Source organism: Flavobacterium oreochromis (genome assembly GCF_019565455.1).
Taxonomy (GTDB): domain Bacteria; phylum Bacteroidota; class Bacteroidia; order Flavobacteriales; family Flavobacteriaceae; genus Flavobacterium; species Flavobacterium oreochromis.
This window is the reverse complement of sequence record NZ_CP067377.1, coordinates 2,698,832-2,715,669: the sequence shown is the minus strand read 5'-3', so window position 1 is coordinate 2,715,669 and position 16,838 is coordinate 2,698,832. Positions and strand designations below refer to the sequence as shown.

Annotated in this window: 13 protein-coding genes and 1 pseudogene; 8 read left to right on the top strand and 6 right to left on the bottom strand. The window is 28.4% G+C overall.

The features are described 5' to 3' along the window. Nucleotides 1–305 precede the first annotated feature (305 nt). From JJC03_RS12990 to JJC03_RS12975, 4 genes are all read left to right on the top strand, one after another. The gene (locus JJC03_RS12990) at nt 306–1,271 is read left to right on the top strand and encodes a coiled-coil domain-containing protein (protein WP_235873439.1); all 966 of its coding nucleotides are present in this window, start codon (nt 306–308) and stop codon (nt 1,269–1,271) included. A 128-nt stretch (nt 1,272–1,399) separates the two neighbouring features. Then, a complete protein-coding gene (locus tag JJC03_RS12985) occupies nt 1,400–1,795 on the top strand; it encodes a hypothetical protein (protein ID WP_235873438.1) in 396 nt (131 codons plus the stop codon). A gap of 47 nt (nt 1,796–1,842) precedes the next feature. Then, complete coding sequence (locus JJC03_RS12980) at nt 1,843–2,367, top strand: DUF2867 domain-containing protein (protein ID WP_235873437.1); 525 nt, start codon at nt 1,843–1,845, stop codon at nt 2,365–2,367. A 53-nt stretch (nt 2,368–2,420) separates the two neighbouring features. Further along, nucleotides 2,421–3,293, top strand: a complete 873-nt coding sequence (locus JJC03_RS12975; RefSeq protein ID WP_235873436.1) for an EamA family transporter — start codon at nt 2,421–2,423, stop codon at nt 3,291–3,293. Nucleotides 3,294–3,579: 286 nt separating this feature from the next. Here the strand turns inward: JJC03_RS12975 and JJC03_RS12970 are convergent, their stop codons facing one another. Continuing rightward, a complete protein-coding gene (locus tag JJC03_RS12970) occupies nt 3,580–4,674 on the bottom strand; it encodes a phage tail-like protein (RefSeq protein ID WP_123867157.1) in 1,095 nt (364 codons plus the stop codon). 329 nt (nt 4,675–5,003) lie between these two features. Here JJC03_RS12970 and JJC03_RS12965 point away from each other — a divergent pair, with 329 nt between their 5' ends. Beyond that, complete coding sequence (locus JJC03_RS12965; protein WP_088444799.1) at nt 5,004–6,059, top strand: porin; 1,056 nt, start codon at nt 5,004–5,006, stop codon at nt 6,057–6,059. 49 nt (nt 6,060–6,108) lie between these two features. On the opposite strand, the pseudogene JJC03_RS12960 reads toward JJC03_RS12965, so the two are convergent. The 5 genes and pseudogenes from JJC03_RS12960 to JJC03_RS12945 form a co-directional block, all read right to left on the bottom strand. Further along, nucleotides 6,109–7,737: pseudogene (locus JJC03_RS12960) on the bottom strand (amidohydrolase). 31 nt (nt 7,738–7,768) lie between these two features. Beyond that, on the bottom strand, nt 7,769–8,218 hold the full coding sequence (locus tag JJC03_RS12955; RefSeq protein WP_235873435.1) for a hypothetical protein: 450 nt from the start codon (nt 8,216–8,218) through the stop codon (nt 7,769–7,771). Between the two features lie 94 nt (nt 8,219–8,312). Then, nucleotides 8,313–10,085, bottom strand: coding sequence for a TonB-dependent receptor (locus tag JJC03_RS12950; RefSeq protein WP_235873434.1), 1,773 nt, complete (start codon nt 10,083–10,085; stop codon nt 8,313–8,315). Between the two features lie 96 nt (nt 10,086–10,181). Further along, the gene (locus JJC03_RS18910; protein ID WP_309597664.1) at nt 10,182–10,349 is read right to left on the bottom strand and encodes a hypothetical protein; all 168 of its coding nucleotides are present in this window, start codon (nt 10,347–10,349) and stop codon (nt 10,182–10,184) included. 268 nt (nt 10,350–10,617) lie between these two features. After that, on the bottom strand, nt 10,618–13,152 hold the full coding sequence (locus tag JJC03_RS12945; protein ID WP_309597663.1) for a tetratricopeptide repeat protein: 2,535 nt from the start codon (nt 13,150–13,152) through the stop codon (nt 10,618–10,620). A gap of 381 nt (nt 13,153–13,533) precedes the next feature. Here JJC03_RS12945 and JJC03_RS12940 point away from each other — a divergent pair, with 381 nt between their 5' ends. From JJC03_RS12940 to JJC03_RS12930, 3 genes are all read left to right on the top strand, one after another. After that, nucleotides 13,534–14,487: a zinc metalloprotease gene (locus tag JJC03_RS12940; RefSeq protein ID WP_088398707.1), complete on the top strand. Its 954-nt coding sequence runs from the start codon at nt 13,534–13,536 to the stop codon at nt 14,485–14,487. Nucleotides 14,488–14,569: 82 nt separating this feature from the next. Then, the gene (locus tag JJC03_RS12935) at nt 14,570–15,658 is read left to right on the top strand and encodes an AI-2E family transporter (protein ID WP_235873433.1); all 1,089 of its coding nucleotides are present in this window, start codon (nt 14,570–14,572) and stop codon (nt 15,656–15,658) included. Next, nucleotides 15,658–16,836: a class I SAM-dependent methyltransferase gene (locus JJC03_RS12930; protein WP_088444796.1), complete on the top strand. Its 1,179-nt coding sequence runs from the start codon at nt 15,658–15,660 to the stop codon at nt 16,834–16,836. The genes JJC03_RS12935 and JJC03_RS12930 overlap by 1 nt, the downstream gene beginning before the upstream one ends. Nucleotides 16,837–16,838: the final 2 nt, after the last annotated feature.

Below are 16,838 nucleotides of genomic sequence, written 5' to 3'. Positions count from 1 at the left end.
ATAACCAAGAGCTTTATATTATGTGATTTCTCCCTTTGGTCGAAATGACAAGATTGAGGACTTTTTGGACAGCCTCTACTGTAAATTAACTATATGATAAAAAAGGTGAATATATTTGTCAATGCTACAAAATGGATTGACAATCAAAATAAATAATAAGGAAGCGACTCGAAAGGGAAGCTTTTTTAATGTTTATAACTGTATTGAAATGTGAATAACTATTCATTGTTAAGGAGTTATAGGTTTTGTATTTTTGAGTTGAGTATAAATTTTAAATTAAAAGCCGAGAATAAATAACTAATAAAATGGATTTTTTTAATAATAAGCAAACATTAGAGAGAATTAAAAAATTAGAAAGCAATTTTCAGAAAAACAATCAAGCCGTCACGAATTTATCAAGTCTAATAAATCAAATAAAAAAGGATATTCTCGAAGTTGAAAAAAGAAGTCCTGAATATGAAAAAGAAGCAAAAGAATCTTCTAAAAAAACATCTGAATATAGAAACAAAGCTCAAGCAACCTTAAATGAAGTTGATAAAATTCTTAAGAGTATTGAATTAAATGCTACACAAGTATATTCTATTCAAGATTCATTAAATTCTATACATAAAAATCTTAAAACTGATTATGTCTCAATTCAAGAAAAAAAAGAAGAGATTGAAAATACTAAAAATTCAATTTTAAATAGAATTAATGAAATTGAAGAAAAATTAAATTCATTCGAAGAGATATATGAAGAACATCCAGATTTAGAAGAGGAAATTAACAATTTTGAAACAATTATAGCTAAGATTAAAGACAACGAAAGTAAATCTTCTCAACTTATTAAATCTATCACAAATCGTAAAAATGAATTTGAAACTCTTTATAATGAGATATTAGGTTATACAGAAACTGATGAAGAAACAAATGAAGAAATATTTGTCGGAGGGTTAAAAAATGAACTAGAAAATTCATATGATGGATTAAATGATAAATTGGAAAGCTTAAAAGAAAATTTTGAATCACTTGAAAAATCTACTACTAAAAATTATGACGACTTTCTCAAAAAAGCGTCTGAAACAAATTCAAACTTCATTAAAGATTGGAGTGAAAAATATTCAGAATTAAATAAGAAAATTGAGCAATTGCTTCCTAATGCATTAACAGCAGGTTTGAGTTATGCCTTTTCCGATAAGAAGATTGACGAAGTAAAATCTTATGAAAAACATAAAACTCAATTTGGTTATGGTATTTTAGGAATGATATTAGTTTCGCTAATCCCTTTTTGACTAGCTATAAATTCATAATTGACGGGATTGATATTGAAACTGTCATAAATAGAATTCCTAGACTGGTTCTTGCAATTCTCCCTTTATATATTCCTGTACTATGGCTTACTATATCGTCAAATAAAAAAATGAATTTATCAAAACGATTAATTGAAGAGTATTCACATAAAGAAGTTTTAAGTAAAACATTTGAAGGATTATCTAAACAAATTGAAAATCTAGACGAGGAAAATATTTCAAATGAATTAAGAATCTCTTTACTCCAAAATTTCCTTTATATGTATTCTGAGAATCCTGGCAAATTAATTTCAAACTATGATTCAAGTGATCATCCTGTAATGGAATTATTGGAAAATTCACATCGCCTTGAAAACTCTGTTGAAAAACTCAACAAAATACCTGGAATGAGCCGTTTATCTAATTTTCTAGAGAGAAAAAGTTCTCAAAAAATAAATCAGACTATTGAAAAAGTTGAAAAAGGACTAGACAGAGTTATTGGTTTAGATGAAGAAATTGTAGAGTAAAAATCTACCACTATCTCTAACAATATTTCATAAAGTTAAAACCAAAAATGACAACAACACACACCATCCCAACCCACTCATTATTAAACAATAATGTCAATTACCAATATATAGACTCCTATCAAGAAACATTTACCTCCACTAAAACCATTACTGCTGAAGATTTAGGAAAAGCATTTTTTGCTACAGGACCTAAATGGGTAGGTGCTTTAATGAATTTTAGAGATAAAATTGTGAGTGCTTTAGGGTTAAAAACTTCGAGTAAAGTCAGTAATCGTGAAGCCTATTTAAACAATCTAAAATGGGAAGCGGGTGACCAAATAGGGATTTTTAAAGTCTATGACAAATCGGCTAATGAATTAATCATAGGGGAAGATGATAAACATCTAGATTTTAGGGTTTCGCTCCTACTCCAACCTACCGAAAACAGCTATCAAAAAACACTTAGTATTACTACCGTGGTTACTATTCATAATACTTTAGGAAAGTTGTATTTCTTGCCTGTAAAACCTTTTCATCAATTTATAGTTCCTAGAATGTTGAGAGGGATGATAAAAGGTTTAGCAGCATAATAAAATTTTAAAAAGGGTAGTAACTTTACTATTTTTGAAGAAAAATCTCAAAAATGTATTTTATTCTTTTAAGTATTATTTGTAGTGTAAGTGTAGGCATATTGCTTAAAATGGCTCGAAATTCGGGTAAAAGTAGTTACCAAATCATCGCTTGGAACTATATTTTTGCATTACTAGCACTCCTACTCTTCTTTTCACCTAAATTGAAAACAAATTTTAGTTCTACTACGGCGAGTATTATGGTAGGACTCATTATTTTATTACCTTCTATTTTTATTTTACAGGCCAAGGCTATTCAACATTCAGGGATTGTAAAAACAGATATTGCCCAACGTTTATCGTTATTTATCTCTATAGGGTTTTCGGTTATAATTGCAAAAGAAACTTTTAACAATCTAAAAACAATAGGATTAGTCGTGGCTTTTTTGGCTATATTTTTAACATTTTACAAAAAACAAACGCAACACATAGAAAAAGAACACAATTACTTTTTACCATTGGTTTTAATAGGCTTTGGGGTAATAGACATTTTATTTAAAAAGGTGGCAACTATAGGTGAACTAAGCTTTACAGAATTATTATTAGTAGTGTTCTTAGGGGCTTTTGTTCTAGCTGCTCTACTTGCTTATTGGCAAATACAATCGCATAAAGAAGTATTTTCTACGACTACTATAGTCTGGGGTGCGGGCGTAGGATTGTTAAACTTTGGTAACATTGCTTTTTATATCAAAGCCCATCAAAGTCTGTCTTCAAATCCTTCTACCGTTTTTATTGGGATGAATATGGGGGTGATTATTTTAGGAAGTTTAATTGGAATCTTATATTTCAAGGAAAAACTAACCCGATTAAATTACTTTGGCTTAGTTTTATCTTTAGTTTCTATTGTTCTTATTACGATTTCGCAAGTACTTGTAATGAAGAACTAAAAACTTCTAAAAAGACTGAATAGCCATCTTATTGATGACACACTACAAATCAATAAAATATTTTTTTATTCAATATAGAAATGATTTTTAGATCTAATCAAAAAAATAAGATAAATAAAAGTAAATCAAAAACTTTATAATCTATCATTTTTATTAGAATTAAAATCCTAACATATTATCAATTCATTTTCTTCTATACGAAATCAAAAAAACTGTCCAAAAAATTATAATTCTACCTTTTAGTAAAGGGAAATGTAGTGGCTTTTTGGACAGTTTGATATATTTTTTATAATATATAAACTTGTTTTGTAATGGTTGCTCTCCCCCAATTATAATTTGGAGAAGATAAAGACCACATATTAAAAAGAAAAGTAGCATTAAAAGAAGAATAATACTCTAAATAACCATTAAGAGCATATGTTATACTTACAGGAGATGCTCCTGTGGTTATTTTTTCAATATATGTATTAGTTATGGTTAGCATATCTGCTGTTGAATTATAAGGCGCAGATGCTTCATAATTATTTACAAAAGATGATTTTCTAGAACCAGCTTCTGCCTCAATACCATTTTTTAAAAATCTAATTCCATAATAACCTATAATTTCTTGTTTAGGAAAACTAGAAATTCCAATAGGTACGGAATAAGTTACAATAATCATACAATTTTTATTTGCTGGAAGATTAACAGTTGTAGATAACCCTAAGTTTATATTATTAACTGTAGCAGGAGCTGATAAAGAATAACTAACTGGTCCCGAAGCAATAATTCCGTCTACATCTGATGGAAGGTAACTATTAAATGTAGCTATATTTCCATTAGCATCACTTGTAAGTAATTGATTTGAACTTGTAGTAACGGGAATATTTCGAACACGTAAAGTTCCATTTACATCTAACGTAGAGGTTGGAGAAGAAGTCCCTATCCCTAAATTTCCTGCACTGGTAACTCTTAATCTTTCTACATTATCTGTTTTTGTTACAAAATCATTTGCATTTGTTGTACCTATAAAATGCGTATTAGAATTAGTGTTATTATTCCCAGAAAGAGTCCAATTAGTTGGAGTAGATATACTTTGATTAGTTAAAAGTAACCATCTAGTACCACTCCAATAGTAAAAACCTGGCACCACATCGTTTGGAGCAACACCATTAGTTGCTATATTATAAACAATAGTTCCAGACACAATAGAACCTCCTTGAGGATTTAAAACTGGCAATTCAGTATCTGCAGCAATCAATGCTACTTTTGGAGGCACTAATCCGCTTGTAGTTGAATTAATATCTAATATCCCTTGAGGTGTATAGGTACCAATCCCTACTTGCCCTTTAATCAATAAAGAATTTAAAATAACAAAAATTAACAATAGTTTTTTTTTCATCCCTCTTACATTTAAAATCATTTGCAAAATTAATAATTTAAGATTATTTAATACTTTTTTTAACACAAATATTCAATCTATAACATTAAATATCAGTATTTTACTACAAAAAATACTATTCAAACAAAATCTGAAAACAATAATCGTGCCAAAAAAACTAAAGTTAATACTTGTTTATTTTATAGAATAATTTTAATTTTTATTAATTAGTATATTACTAGCAAAATAAGATTTTTCTGATTAAAAATTAAAAACTTAAACATTATGAATTGATAAAACTTCTGAGATATAAAAAAAGCTTATCTTTAATCTTAAAAATCATTTTAGAAATGAGCTATAAACATTTTTTATTTTTCTTCTTTCTTACGCTTTCGGTATTTTGTCAAAATGATATACTAAAAAAATTTAATATTTCAGGTTACGGAGAATTCTATTACAGTTATGATTTCTCAAATCCTTCCAATCATACAAAGCCAAATTTTTTATATAATCACAAACGGCACAATGAAGTTAATGTAAATTTAATGATTATAAAAACAGATTTTAGTGATGAAAATTACCGCGCTAATTTTAGCATTATGGCAGGAAATTATCCGCAATATAATTTAAGTTCTGAACCCACATGGGCACAATTTATAAATGAAGCTAATCTGGGTATTAAACTATCAAATAAAAATAATTTATGGTTAGATGTAGGAATTTTACCTTCTCACATAGGGTTTGAAAGTGCGATAAGTAGTGATTGTTGGACATTAACTCGTAGTATTTTAGCTGAAAATTCGCCTTACTACGAAACTGGTATCAAATTAGGATATCGTTCAAGAGGTGATAAATTATATTTAGCCTTTTTATATTTAAATGGTTGGCAACATATTAAAAAACCAAATTACATATTGAATCCTTCTTTTGGAACGCAAATTAATTATCAAGCATCTAAAAAGCTTTCCATAAATTATAGTACTTTTTTAGGAAGTGACAAACCTGATAGTATACATTCTTTTCGTCATTTTCACAATATATACTTATTATATGAACCTAGTAATAAAACAGGCATAATAGCAGGTTTTGATATAGGCTCAGATAAATACAATACCAAACAGTATGGTACTTGGTATTCCCCTGTAATTATTATTAGACAATATTTTAACAATAAAACTCAACTTGCAATAAGAGGTGAATATTACAATGATCCTAACCAAATTATGATTACAACAGGCTCTCCTAAAGGTTTTCAAACTTTAGGTTTATCTGCCAATCTGGATTATGAAATTATGAAAAATATAAAGGTTCGAATAGAACCTAAGTTGTATCTTTCAAAAGATGAAATATTTGATAATAAAAAACAAAATTTTTCGATTACTTCTAACCTGACAATTAAGTTATAGACAAAAAAACATTTTTAATATCAGAAGAATCAATATAACTTTTTCAAAATTATTTTTTTACTTGTTCTCCTTTTATAAAGGTATAAACTGGTTTAACATAGGGAATAGCATCTATATCTTCGGTCATTAAGTCGTTATCATAAATAACAAAATCAGCCCACTTACCTATTTCGAGACTTCCTTTTTCAGTTTCTTCAAAATTAGAATAAGCAGACCAAATGGTCATTCCTTTTATCGTTTCTTCTCTTGATAAGGCATTTTCAGGTTGAAACCCTCCTTCTGGATAGTTTTTAAGATCTTTGCGAGCAACGGCAGCATAAAAAGTTAACATCGGATTTACTTCCTCTATTGGAAAATCTGTACCTAAAGCTATGACTCCTGCTTTATCTAACATTTTCTTATACGCATAGGAATGTTTAACACGTTCTTTCCCTAATCGTTCTTGAGCCCAATACATATCAGATGTAGCGTGTGTGGGTTGAACTGAAGGGATAATACTAGAGGAAAAAGCTTCAAAATCTTGTTCACGCAATACTTGAGCATGTTCTATTTTCCATCTTCTATCCGGTTTGTTTTTTAAAACTTCTTTATAAATATTTAACAAAACAGTATTAGTTGAATCACCTATAGCATGAGAATTCATTTGATACTCAGAATCTGCTATTTGTTTTGCCATTTTTTGGATATCAGTTATTGTAGATAATAATGCGCCATAATGATTAGGACGATCACTATACGGATTATGCAAACAAGCTCCTCTGGACCCTAATGCTCCATCTCCCATAAATTTAAAAGATCTCACATTTAGATGGTCTGTTTTATATGGTCCTAACTGTGTATATAAATCTACATTATCTTGTGAAGCATTAACCATAGCATAAACATTAATTTTTAACTCTTTTTTTTGTTGTAAAGAATCTATCAAATTAATTGTTTCTTTTTCTAGACCTGCTTCATTAATAGTAGTCAATCCGTATTGAAACATTACGTTTTCAGCATCTTTTAACGCTTGGACTTGAACTTGTTTGCTTGGTTTTGGAATAATCTGATAGACCAACTCCATTGGATTATCTACCAAAATACCAGTTAATTCGTTATTCTTAATTTGAATTTCACCTCCTGAAATTTTAGTCTGAGTAGTAATATTTGCTAATTCTAATGCCTTAGCATTTGCTAAAAGTGCGTGACCATCAATTCGAGTTAACACTACTGGTATCGTTGGAAATAATTCATCTAATTCTTTTTTGTTGGAAATTCTTTAATATCCCAATCATTCTGATCCCATCCACGTCCAGTAATAAACTGAAGTTTTTTTTTTTTTGAAATTGAATAATCTTATCTAATACTTCTTGATAACTTTTAGTACCTCTTAAATCTACTTTTTGTAAATTTAAACCAAAACTATAAAAATGTGCATGTGCATCATATAATCCAGGAAATATGTATTTACCTACTGCGTTAAATACTTTTGTTGATTGAAATTTTTAATAATATCTATAGATTTTCCTATACCTATAATTTTTCCATCTCTAATAGCTAATGCTTCTGCTTTAGAAAATTTTTTATCAACGGTATATATTGTGGCATTCGTAACTACAAGATCTGCCTTTTGCTTTTGAGCTGAAGCTGCAAAATAGGTAAAAGAACTGAGTATTATTATGGAGAAGATTGATTTCATTTTAGTATATTTTCTTAATTACAATATAAGCTTAATAGATTTCCAAGATTTCATATAAAACTCCATTTAACTCAAACTGATGAGAAGGAATTTGCCCCATCAACTTTTTACCTAATGGAGAATTTGGTGAAATTCCAAAAACAGCCTGATTATCTAGTAATAATTTAGGTAAAGCACAACTAAGATAAACGGTTATTTTATTTGTTTTCACTAAACTTCCTAAAGCAATGTTTTTATGTGGATATGATGTATCTATTCTTTCTAAAATTGTCTTGTAATCAATTGCTTCACGTAACTTAGCAGATAATTTTTCTTGTTCTAAGTGCATCATTGATAAAGCTGTTTCATGTTTATCACCAGCAGATCCTTTTGCATCATTTGAAGCATCTTGTGTAAGTCCTTCAATCATATCTTGAAAAACATCTATTTTATCTTGGACAATTTGAAGGTATTGTGTATGAATTTGTTGTTTTAATTTCATTTTTAATGATAAAGTATTGTAATTATTTCAGCACAAAATACAACAATTTAAATAGAATCTTACTCCTACACAAACTTAAACCATTTTTTTTATCTTATAAATCAAACTTATAACTAACACCTCCTATTATTTGCATACCTTGAACAGGATAATTTAACCATCTTTGATAATTTTGATTAGCTAAATTATTCCCTTTTATAAAAAATGTTAGGCGTTCGTTATGTTTATATCCTAAATCTAAATTCATATCAAAATAAGGATCTACATTTTGTACTGAATCTGGATAAATAAAACCAGTAAAACTTTTAAATTGATCTTTGCGTTCTCCTACATAAAAAAATTGTGTGCCTGCATAAAATTTTTCTCCTATATTAAAATCTGCTAAAAAGCCTATTTTTACAATGGGTAAATTCCAAGCTTCTAATTGATTTGCTGTTTGATAAGAATTAAATAGTGCATTTATCCCTAATGCTATATCTTTATTCAGATCTGCTTTTAACTCCCCAAAAAAGCTCAGATTTTTAAGATCATCATATACGATATTAAATGAATTACCGTAGCTATAGTTTTGTGTTGGATTGGACAAATAAGGATTACTAACAAAAAGAGATTTATTCTTTACAGATTCATAAGTTGATTTTAAATGATAGGAAATAGTATTGGCTAATTTCCCATTTAACCCTAAAAATAAAGCATACTGACGATCACTTGGTTTACAATCTAAAGTGGGAGAAAGAAATTTATTTTGGTTAGCAAAATTTTGATAAGTCTGTTGCTCTAATCCTCCCTCTGCTCCTGCATTTGCTACCATTAAATCTCCTACCACTTTGTAGGATGCGTAAATTTTAGGATAGAAATAAAAGCCTGTCTGAGTTCCTTGATCTATTCCTGAATACATATTTTTTAAACGTGTTAAATATGATAATTCAGCACCAAAATCTATTGATAAATCATCTTTTACAAAAGTTAAACTAGGATGAATACTAAAAATGAGCGAAGATTGCTGTATAGACAAATCTTTCCCTTGCATATTTGAATTGATTTGAAAACTCTTATCAAAAGAGGTAGTTACATAATCTAAATTACAATTAAGTTTAAGATCTGTTTGATTTATATCAAAATTAAATCGGGGGTTTAATATAAAACGATTTTCACTTGAATTATAGTCATCTGAAAATCCTATATAGCGAATATTCATTTTATTAAAAAAACTTTTAGAAACTATTAATTCAGCATCTGCTTTTAATGTATTGTAAAGATGTTGAGGTTTTATTATACTATAATTTACCCCATTAAAATTAGGATTTTTTATAGGTAATCCATACCAATTATAGCCTTCTCTATTGTAGGAAGCATCAACTTTTAATAGGTTTTGATCAAATGTATAGCTATAAAAACCTCCAAATAACAAATCAGCATACCCATTATTAAGAGATACTCCTGAAATACCTCCTCCTGAACCTAAATATCGAAGGGTTCCTCCTAAATACTGAGTATCATCTATATCATGGGTAATAAACAGTTCTGAATGAAGTGTATTATAATTTCCATAAGCAGCCGCTATATAATTAGACCATAACTTTTCTTGTTTGATTTTTTCTATTGAAGTGGCTTTACCTTTAGACGGAACAAAAGTGGATGCAACAGGAAATGAGAAAATTTGATATTTTACCACTTCTTTTTGTGTGGTTTCTACTTCTGTTACTGGAAGAACTTCTTTTATTTTAAAAGCGTCTGAAATAGTAGGTGTATAAGGTTTTACTACATTTATTATTTCGGTTCCTATCGTATCTTCTTTTTTTTGAGCTAATCCCTTTTGAGAAAAAATCCAAAAAGCAATTATTGTATATATAGTGATTTTATTCATGTTATTATTTTTTTAAAGAAAAATATTAAGCTTTTTCATGAGCACAACTTTGTTACTAAAAATACCTATCTTAAAACTATAAGTTATTTCTAACAACTATCCTTTTATGGATGAATTAGTCTTAGCTTCTTCTGCTTTAATTTTATTTAATTCCGTTTGAGCTTCAATAAGTACATCCTCAAAATTTTTAAAATTTTTAATTACACTTTCTAAAATGTAACTTGCTTGATAACTATCTTTTAAACCATAAAAATTCTTTGCCATAACTACTAAACTTTTCGCTCCATAATATTTATAACCTGAATATTCTTTTGCTATTTTTTGAATAATTGTATTCGAAAGTTCATATTTCCCTTCTTTATTTTTAAAAAGGAATCATAGTACAAAGCTTCTGCCATTAATTCTCCCTGGGCTATTTTTTGAACATTTGCATAAGCTTCCTTTGTTTTACTCTCATCTCCTATTTCTCTAGCAGCACGTGCTATAATAACTTGGGCATCTGTTTTAAGTTTAGTATCTGCTTTAAGATGTGCTAATACTTTTTCTGCATAAATAACAGCATTATGAAAATCTTTTTATCATTATAAATTTTCATCAAATTAGCCTGTGCATAAATTTTATTCTGCGGAATATCAGACTCATTTTCTAAACGAACTAAATATGAAATAGATGACTCTATATTTTGTTTTTTTAGAAATAATTCTGACAAACGAGTAAGTGCTTGTTCTGTGTATTCGTTTCTTGATTTTGAAACTAAATATTCATAATTAGAAATAGATAAATCTATTACCTCTTTTTGATAATATAATTCAGCTAAATAGAAATATGCTTTTAATATATGAGATCCATTAGGGAAGGTATTAATATAACTTTTTAAATTAATAATTGCTTGCTGTTTATTTTCTTGTGCATATTGTTTTTCTACTGACTCCCAAGCATCTTGATCTAATGTTGTATCATTTAGATCTACAAAATCTAGGGTTTTTATCCAATTTGCATACTCTTGTACTTGCCCTTTATCTATATAAATAAGTCTAGCCGTACGAACAGATTCATTTGCTTCTTCCGTTTTGGGATATTCTTGTACTACCTTTTTAAATTTTAACAAAGCTAATTCGTCTTTATCTTCATTATAAAATATGAGGCCTTGACGTAAAATAGCTTTTGAGGTATAATTTCCATTTTTATACTCAGTAATTAACTGATCATAAATTTTTATGGCTGCTGAAGACTGTCCTATTGTTGTATAAGTGTTACCCAGCTCATAAAGTGCATCATCACGATATTGAGAATCAGGGAATTTTTTAATGAAACTATTAAGTTCAATTATTTTTCGATCATTTTTTCCAGCAAAACCGTAAGAAATTGCTTTTTGAAAACTAGCATAGTCAACATCAATTGCTTTTAATGCTATAACTTTATCATAGGATTCAATAGCTAAATTATACTGAGAAGTAACAAAATAACAATCTGCTAATCTTAAATACGCATCGATCAATCGTGCTCTATCTTCTTTTGTACCTTCTACATATTTTTGAAAAAACTTTGAGGCTTGTTCATATTCTTTCTGTTTAAAATAGACATATGCTATATTATAGTTTATATTTTTATATTCAGGTGTTACTTTTGATTCTATAAAACCTAAAAATTGTTTGTAACTTAATAAAGCATCTGAAAAATCATTTTTAGTATACTCCACCTCCCCTTTCCAAAAAGTAGCACGAGTTGTAAAAGTGGGGTCTTTTTGTTCACTAATAGCTTTTTTAAATAAATTCAAAGCTTCTTCGTTTTTTCCTTCTGTATATAACTCAAGACCTCTATAAAAAGCTACTTTTTGATAAACTGATCTATTTGTTATTGTTTTATTTTTTTCAAGTAACAACAATGCTTCTTTGTAATTACGAGAGGTTATAAAAGAATTAACTAATAAATTTTCAATTTCATTTTTATGAGCGGTATTAGGATATTTTGCTAAAAAAGCAGTTAAAACTTCAGGCGTTGTCTGATACGAGTTGCCTATATCGTAACTTAAACGTGCATAATTTAGATAAGCATCTTCTTGAATTTTTTTATCAAAAATCATTTCGGAGGCATTCTTAAAAGCATTTAAAGCAGGTTGTTTTTTCTCTATTTTCAAATAACTTTCTCCTAAATGATAGTAAGCATTTTGGGCTACCAAATCATTTCCTTCAATAATTCTATTAAAATACCCTATAGCTGACTGATAATCTTTCTTTTGATAAAAAGCATACCCTAACTGATAAAAATCAGTATTATTCCATTTACCATCTTTACCTTGATATGCTTTTAAATAAGGAATACTTTTATCGTATTCTCTTAAATTAAAATAACTTTCACCTATAATCTTATTAAGTTCTGATTTTTCTTCTACTGTAGAGTTAATCATTGCTTTTATTCCTAAGTCAATTGCTTTTTGAAAAGCTCCTGACTTAAAAGCCATATCAGCCTGAAAATAAGACAGCTTTTCACTGTAATTATTATCTTTATCGACTTGATCAAAATATTTACTTGCTTCTTCGTATTGATCTCCTTGATAAGCTAAAAACCCTAAATAGTATTTTGCTTTTGAACCATATTCTTTAGACTGAAGAACTCTATTAAAATATTGTTTTGCTAATTTTTTATCATGAGTTGTAAAAAATGTATAACCTCGATAAAAATAATATTTATTCAGTTCCTCATATGTTAATGCTGATTCATCTACTTTCTCAAAATATTCTAAAGCATACGCATATCTCCCATTTTCAAAAAAATAAGTTGCAAGTTCCGAATAAGCTGTATTCATTTTAGCACTAGTGGGATATTCTCTTATAAACTGCAACATTTTTTGATCTGCACTATCTTGCTTTAATCTTAAAGAAGCTAATGCACTATAAAAAGCACAATCTGATGCTGTTTCAAATTGAGTTGTTTTTTGTGCTTTATCAAAAATCTGTTGAGCAGCTAAATAGCTTTTACTTTTAAAAAGATCAATCCCTTTTTGATATGAACTAAGAGGATTTGTATAAATTTCAGATTGCTGACAAAAAACGGATGAACTTCCCAAAAAAGAATAGGAATCATAATAAAGGGTAATTGACGCATAGAATATTTTTTGTAATTCAAATGTAGTACTTTCCTAACTATAATTTAAAACGTATAGGATACAAGTTTATTACTTTAGTAATACTTTCTTTAGAATAAGTAATCCTTTTTCTTCTTCATTTGAAGCTTTACTTATTCAACAATATTACAATAAAAACACTATATTATAATATTAACAAAATAAAATACATAAAAAAATAACAAAACAAAAAATAAATTAAACTCAATATTTTTTTAAAAAAAATACAATTATTGTAATTTTAATTTGCTTTTTAAAAAAATAAAACTAATTTAGCATCGAATTAAAAAACTTTTATTAATCAAACCAAACAAAAAACAAATTATGAAAAAATTATTATTATCAGCTTCTGCTGCTTTAATGATGTTCTCTTGCCAAAAAGAAGAAAGCGTTACAAATAACCAAGTAGATGCAACTGCTCATAGAGGATGTGCATCACACGAAGTTTTAGAAAGACAAATGCAAGAAGATCCAGGATTAGCATCTAGAATGAATGATATTGAAAAACAAACTTCAGAGGCTATTAAATCAGGAAGATTGGTAAACGGTGTAATTGAAATACCAGTTGTTTTTAATGTTTTATACAGAACTACAGCTGAAAACATTTCATTAGCTCAGTTACAATCACAAATTGACGTTTTAAACAAAGATTATTCAGCTACTAATACTGATTACAACACAGCTAACAATCCATATGCTAGTGTAAGAAGTGGAAACTTAGGTATTCGTTTTGTATTAGACCAAGTAATAAGAAAAACAACTACTAAAACATCTTGGGGTACAGCTGATGCTATGAAAAAATCAACTCAAGGCGGTATAAACCCTACTTCTCCTACAACTAAATTAAACGTTTGGGTTTGTACAATTGGAGGAGGTATCTTAGGATATGCACAATTCCCTGGTGGATCTTCAGCTACTGATGGTGTAGTTTTAGACTCAAAATACACAGGAAATACGGGAACAGCTACTTCCCCATTCAACTTAGGTCGTACAGCTACTCACGAAGTAGGTCACTGGATGAACTTACGTCATATTTGGGGTGATACTACTTGTGGTTCTGACTTAGTATCTGACACTCCTGTTCATGACTCAGCAAACTATGGTGTTCCAGCAGTGGGTCACAGATCAACTTGTACAGGCACTCCACTTGAAATGTATATGAACTATATGGACTATACTGATGACAGAGGAATGTATATGTTCTCATTAGGTCAAAAATCAAGAGCTCTAGCAGTATTTGCATCTGGAGGTGCAAGAAATTCTTTCGCTCAACCATAAAAATTTTAGAATTTTGATACAATTAAAAACCTGAGAAATAATCTCAGGTTTTTTTTATATATTCGTCTCTAAAAATATCCAAATGGAAAGTAAAGCTATTGCAAACGGAATTATAAGAGCAGTCATTACTTTAGTTACTATAACACTTTTAGTTTATTTTCTTTACAAAATAAAGACAGTTATTATTTACCTAGTAATCTCATTACTATTATCCATGATAGGATCTCCTATTGTTGATTTTTTTAGAAAAAAATTAAGATTAAAAAACACTTTAGCAGTATTAACCACTCTTTCTCTTTTTGGAGTTATTATAGCTAGTTTTTTTTTAATGTTTATCCCATTAATAAACAGCCAAGCGACACATATTTCATTATTAGATAGCAAAACACTATCTACACAAATAGAACATTTAATCATACAATTAGAATCTTTTTTAAACACTAATGGCTTCAAAGCAGACCAAATATTAAATAAAAACAATTTAACAAAATACCTCAATTTTCATTTTCTAAGTGAATTTTTAAACACCTTCATTAATACTATCAGTAATTTTGGAATGGGAATAGCCTCCTCTTTTTTTATTACGTTTTTCTTTTTAAAAGACAGAGCTATTTTTCTTCGATTATTTAAAAACATATTACCTGACGAACATGAGGAAAAAATTATTGCATCCTTTAAAAAAATAGACTTTTTACTCTTAAAATATTTTAGCGGTATATTACTACAACTCCTTATTGTTTTTATACTCTATCTAATAGTTTTATTCTTTTTCAATGTAGAAAATTCTTTGATTATAGCTTTCATTTGTGCTGTTCTAAACATTATACCCTACATTGGTCCTCTTATAGCAAGTGTTTTAGCAGTCACACTCTCTTTATTAGGCAGCTTTAATGGCAGCATTAATGCAGAAATGCTTTATCATAGTTTATACATTTTAATTGGTTTCTTCATTGTACAATTTATTGACAACAATTTTAGTCAACCTATTATTTTTTCAAATAGTACTAACTCACATCCTTTGGAAATATTTTTAGTAATCTTAATTTTTGGATTTTTATTTGGAATTATGGGAATGATCATTGCAGTTCCATCTTACACGATCCTTAAAGTAATTGGAAAAGAATTTTTCCCTGACAATAAATTCATCCATTCTCTCACAAAAAATTTATAATGAATTTTGATTTATTAGCTCCTAAAGTACAAGAATTCATAGAAAATTCATTAACGCTAAATTTTACAAAGGTAGCATTAATGAAAAACCCTTTTCCAGAAATACCTTGGAATGAAATTTTAAATCAAATTGCTTCAAAAACAAAAGCAAAAGAAAAATTACCTACATGGTATCACCAAAAAAACATTATTTTCCCAAGTAAATTATCTGTAGAACAAACCTCATCTGAAATTACAGCCCGATACAAGTCTACACTTATTAATGGTAAAACACTAATTGATCTAACAGGAGGGTTTGGAGTAGATGATTATTATTTTTCTAAGAATTTCAATCAATTAATTCATTGTGAAATTAAAAGTGAATTACATGAGATTACAAAGCATAATTTTAAAAATCTAAAAGCAAATAATATTGAATGTTATCTTGGCGATAGCCATGAAATTTTAAAGAATTTCAATCAAGTTTTTGACTGGATATACATTGATCCTTCTAGAAGAAATGATACAAAGGGTAAGGTTTTTTTATTAAAAGACTGCTTACCTAATGTTCCTGATTTTTTAGATTTCTATTTTCAATTCACAGAACATATTTTAATCAAAACAGCTCCAATCTTAGATATATCAGCAGGTCTGAATGAATTAAGAAACGTAAAAGAAATTCATATTGTAGCTTTACAAAATGAAGTAAAAGAAATTCTTTGGATTATTGAAAAAAATTACAAGCAAGATATTTTAATAAAGGCCGTTAACATTACGAAAGAGGAAAAAGAGGTCATAGAATTTTTATGGGGAAAAGAATCATTTGACTGTAAGCATTCAATAGTTCAAGATTTTTTATACGAACCGAATAGCGCAATTATGAAATCAGGAGCATTTGACTATATTTGTCATCTATTTCCTGTTTACAAACTTCATTCTTTTTCACATTTATATACTAATAGTGAACTTATTAATTTCCCAGGCAGAAAATTTAGAGTACTGCAAAATATTCCGTACAATAAAATAGAAATCAAAAAACATCTGGAAGGGAAAAAAGCAAACATTACAACTCGAAATTTTCCAGAAACAGTTGAAATTATTCGGAAAAAATGGAAAATAAAAGAAGGCGGTGATTTGTACACTTTCTTTACAACAGATTTAGATAATAATAAAATTATTTTACTTTGCGAGAAAATTTAAAA

Coding starts and splice junctions, on each gene's coding strand:
- JJC03_RS12990 (WP_235873439.1), top strand. CDS start 306: ATGGATTTTTTTAATAATAAGCAAACATTAGAGAGAATTAAAAAATTA.
- JJC03_RS12965 (WP_088444799.1), top strand. CDS start 5,004: ATGAGCTATAAACATTTTTTATTTTTCTTCTTTCTTACGCTTTCGGTA.
- JJC03_RS12955 (WP_235873435.1), bottom strand. CDS start 8,218: ATGAAATTAAAACAACAAATTCATACACAATACCTTCAAATTGTCCAA.
- JJC03_RS12975 (WP_235873436.1), top strand. CDS start 2,421: ATGTATTTTATTCTTTTAAGTATTATTTGTAGTGTAAGTGTAGGCATA.
- JJC03_RS12970 (WP_123867157.1), bottom strand. CDS start 4,674: ATGAAAAAAAAACTATTGTTAATTTTTGTTATTTTAAATTCTTTATTG.
- JJC03_RS18910 (WP_309597664.1), bottom strand. CDS start 10,349: ATGGCAAAGAATTTTTATGGTTTAAAAGATAGTTATCAAGCAAGTTAC.
- JJC03_RS12980 (WP_235873437.1), top strand. CDS start 1,843: ATGACAACAACACACACCATCCCAACCCACTCATTATTAAACAATAAT.
- JJC03_RS12940 (WP_088398707.1), top strand. CDS start 13,534: ATGAAAAAATTATTATTATCAGCTTCTGCTGCTTTAATGATGTTCTCT.
- JJC03_RS12935 (WP_235873433.1), top strand. CDS start 14,570: ATGGAAAGTAAAGCTATTGCAAACGGAATTATAAGAGCAGTCATTACT.
- JJC03_RS12930 (WP_088444796.1), top strand. CDS start 15,658: ATGAATTTTGATTTATTAGCTCCTAAAGTACAAGAATTCATAGAAAAT.
- JJC03_RS12950 (WP_235873434.1), bottom strand. CDS start 10,085: ATGAATAAAATCACTATATATACAATAATTGCTTTTTGGATTTTTTCT.
- JJC03_RS12985 (WP_235873438.1), top strand. CDS start 1,400: ATGAATTTATCAAAACGATTAATTGAAGAGTATTCACATAAAGAAGTT.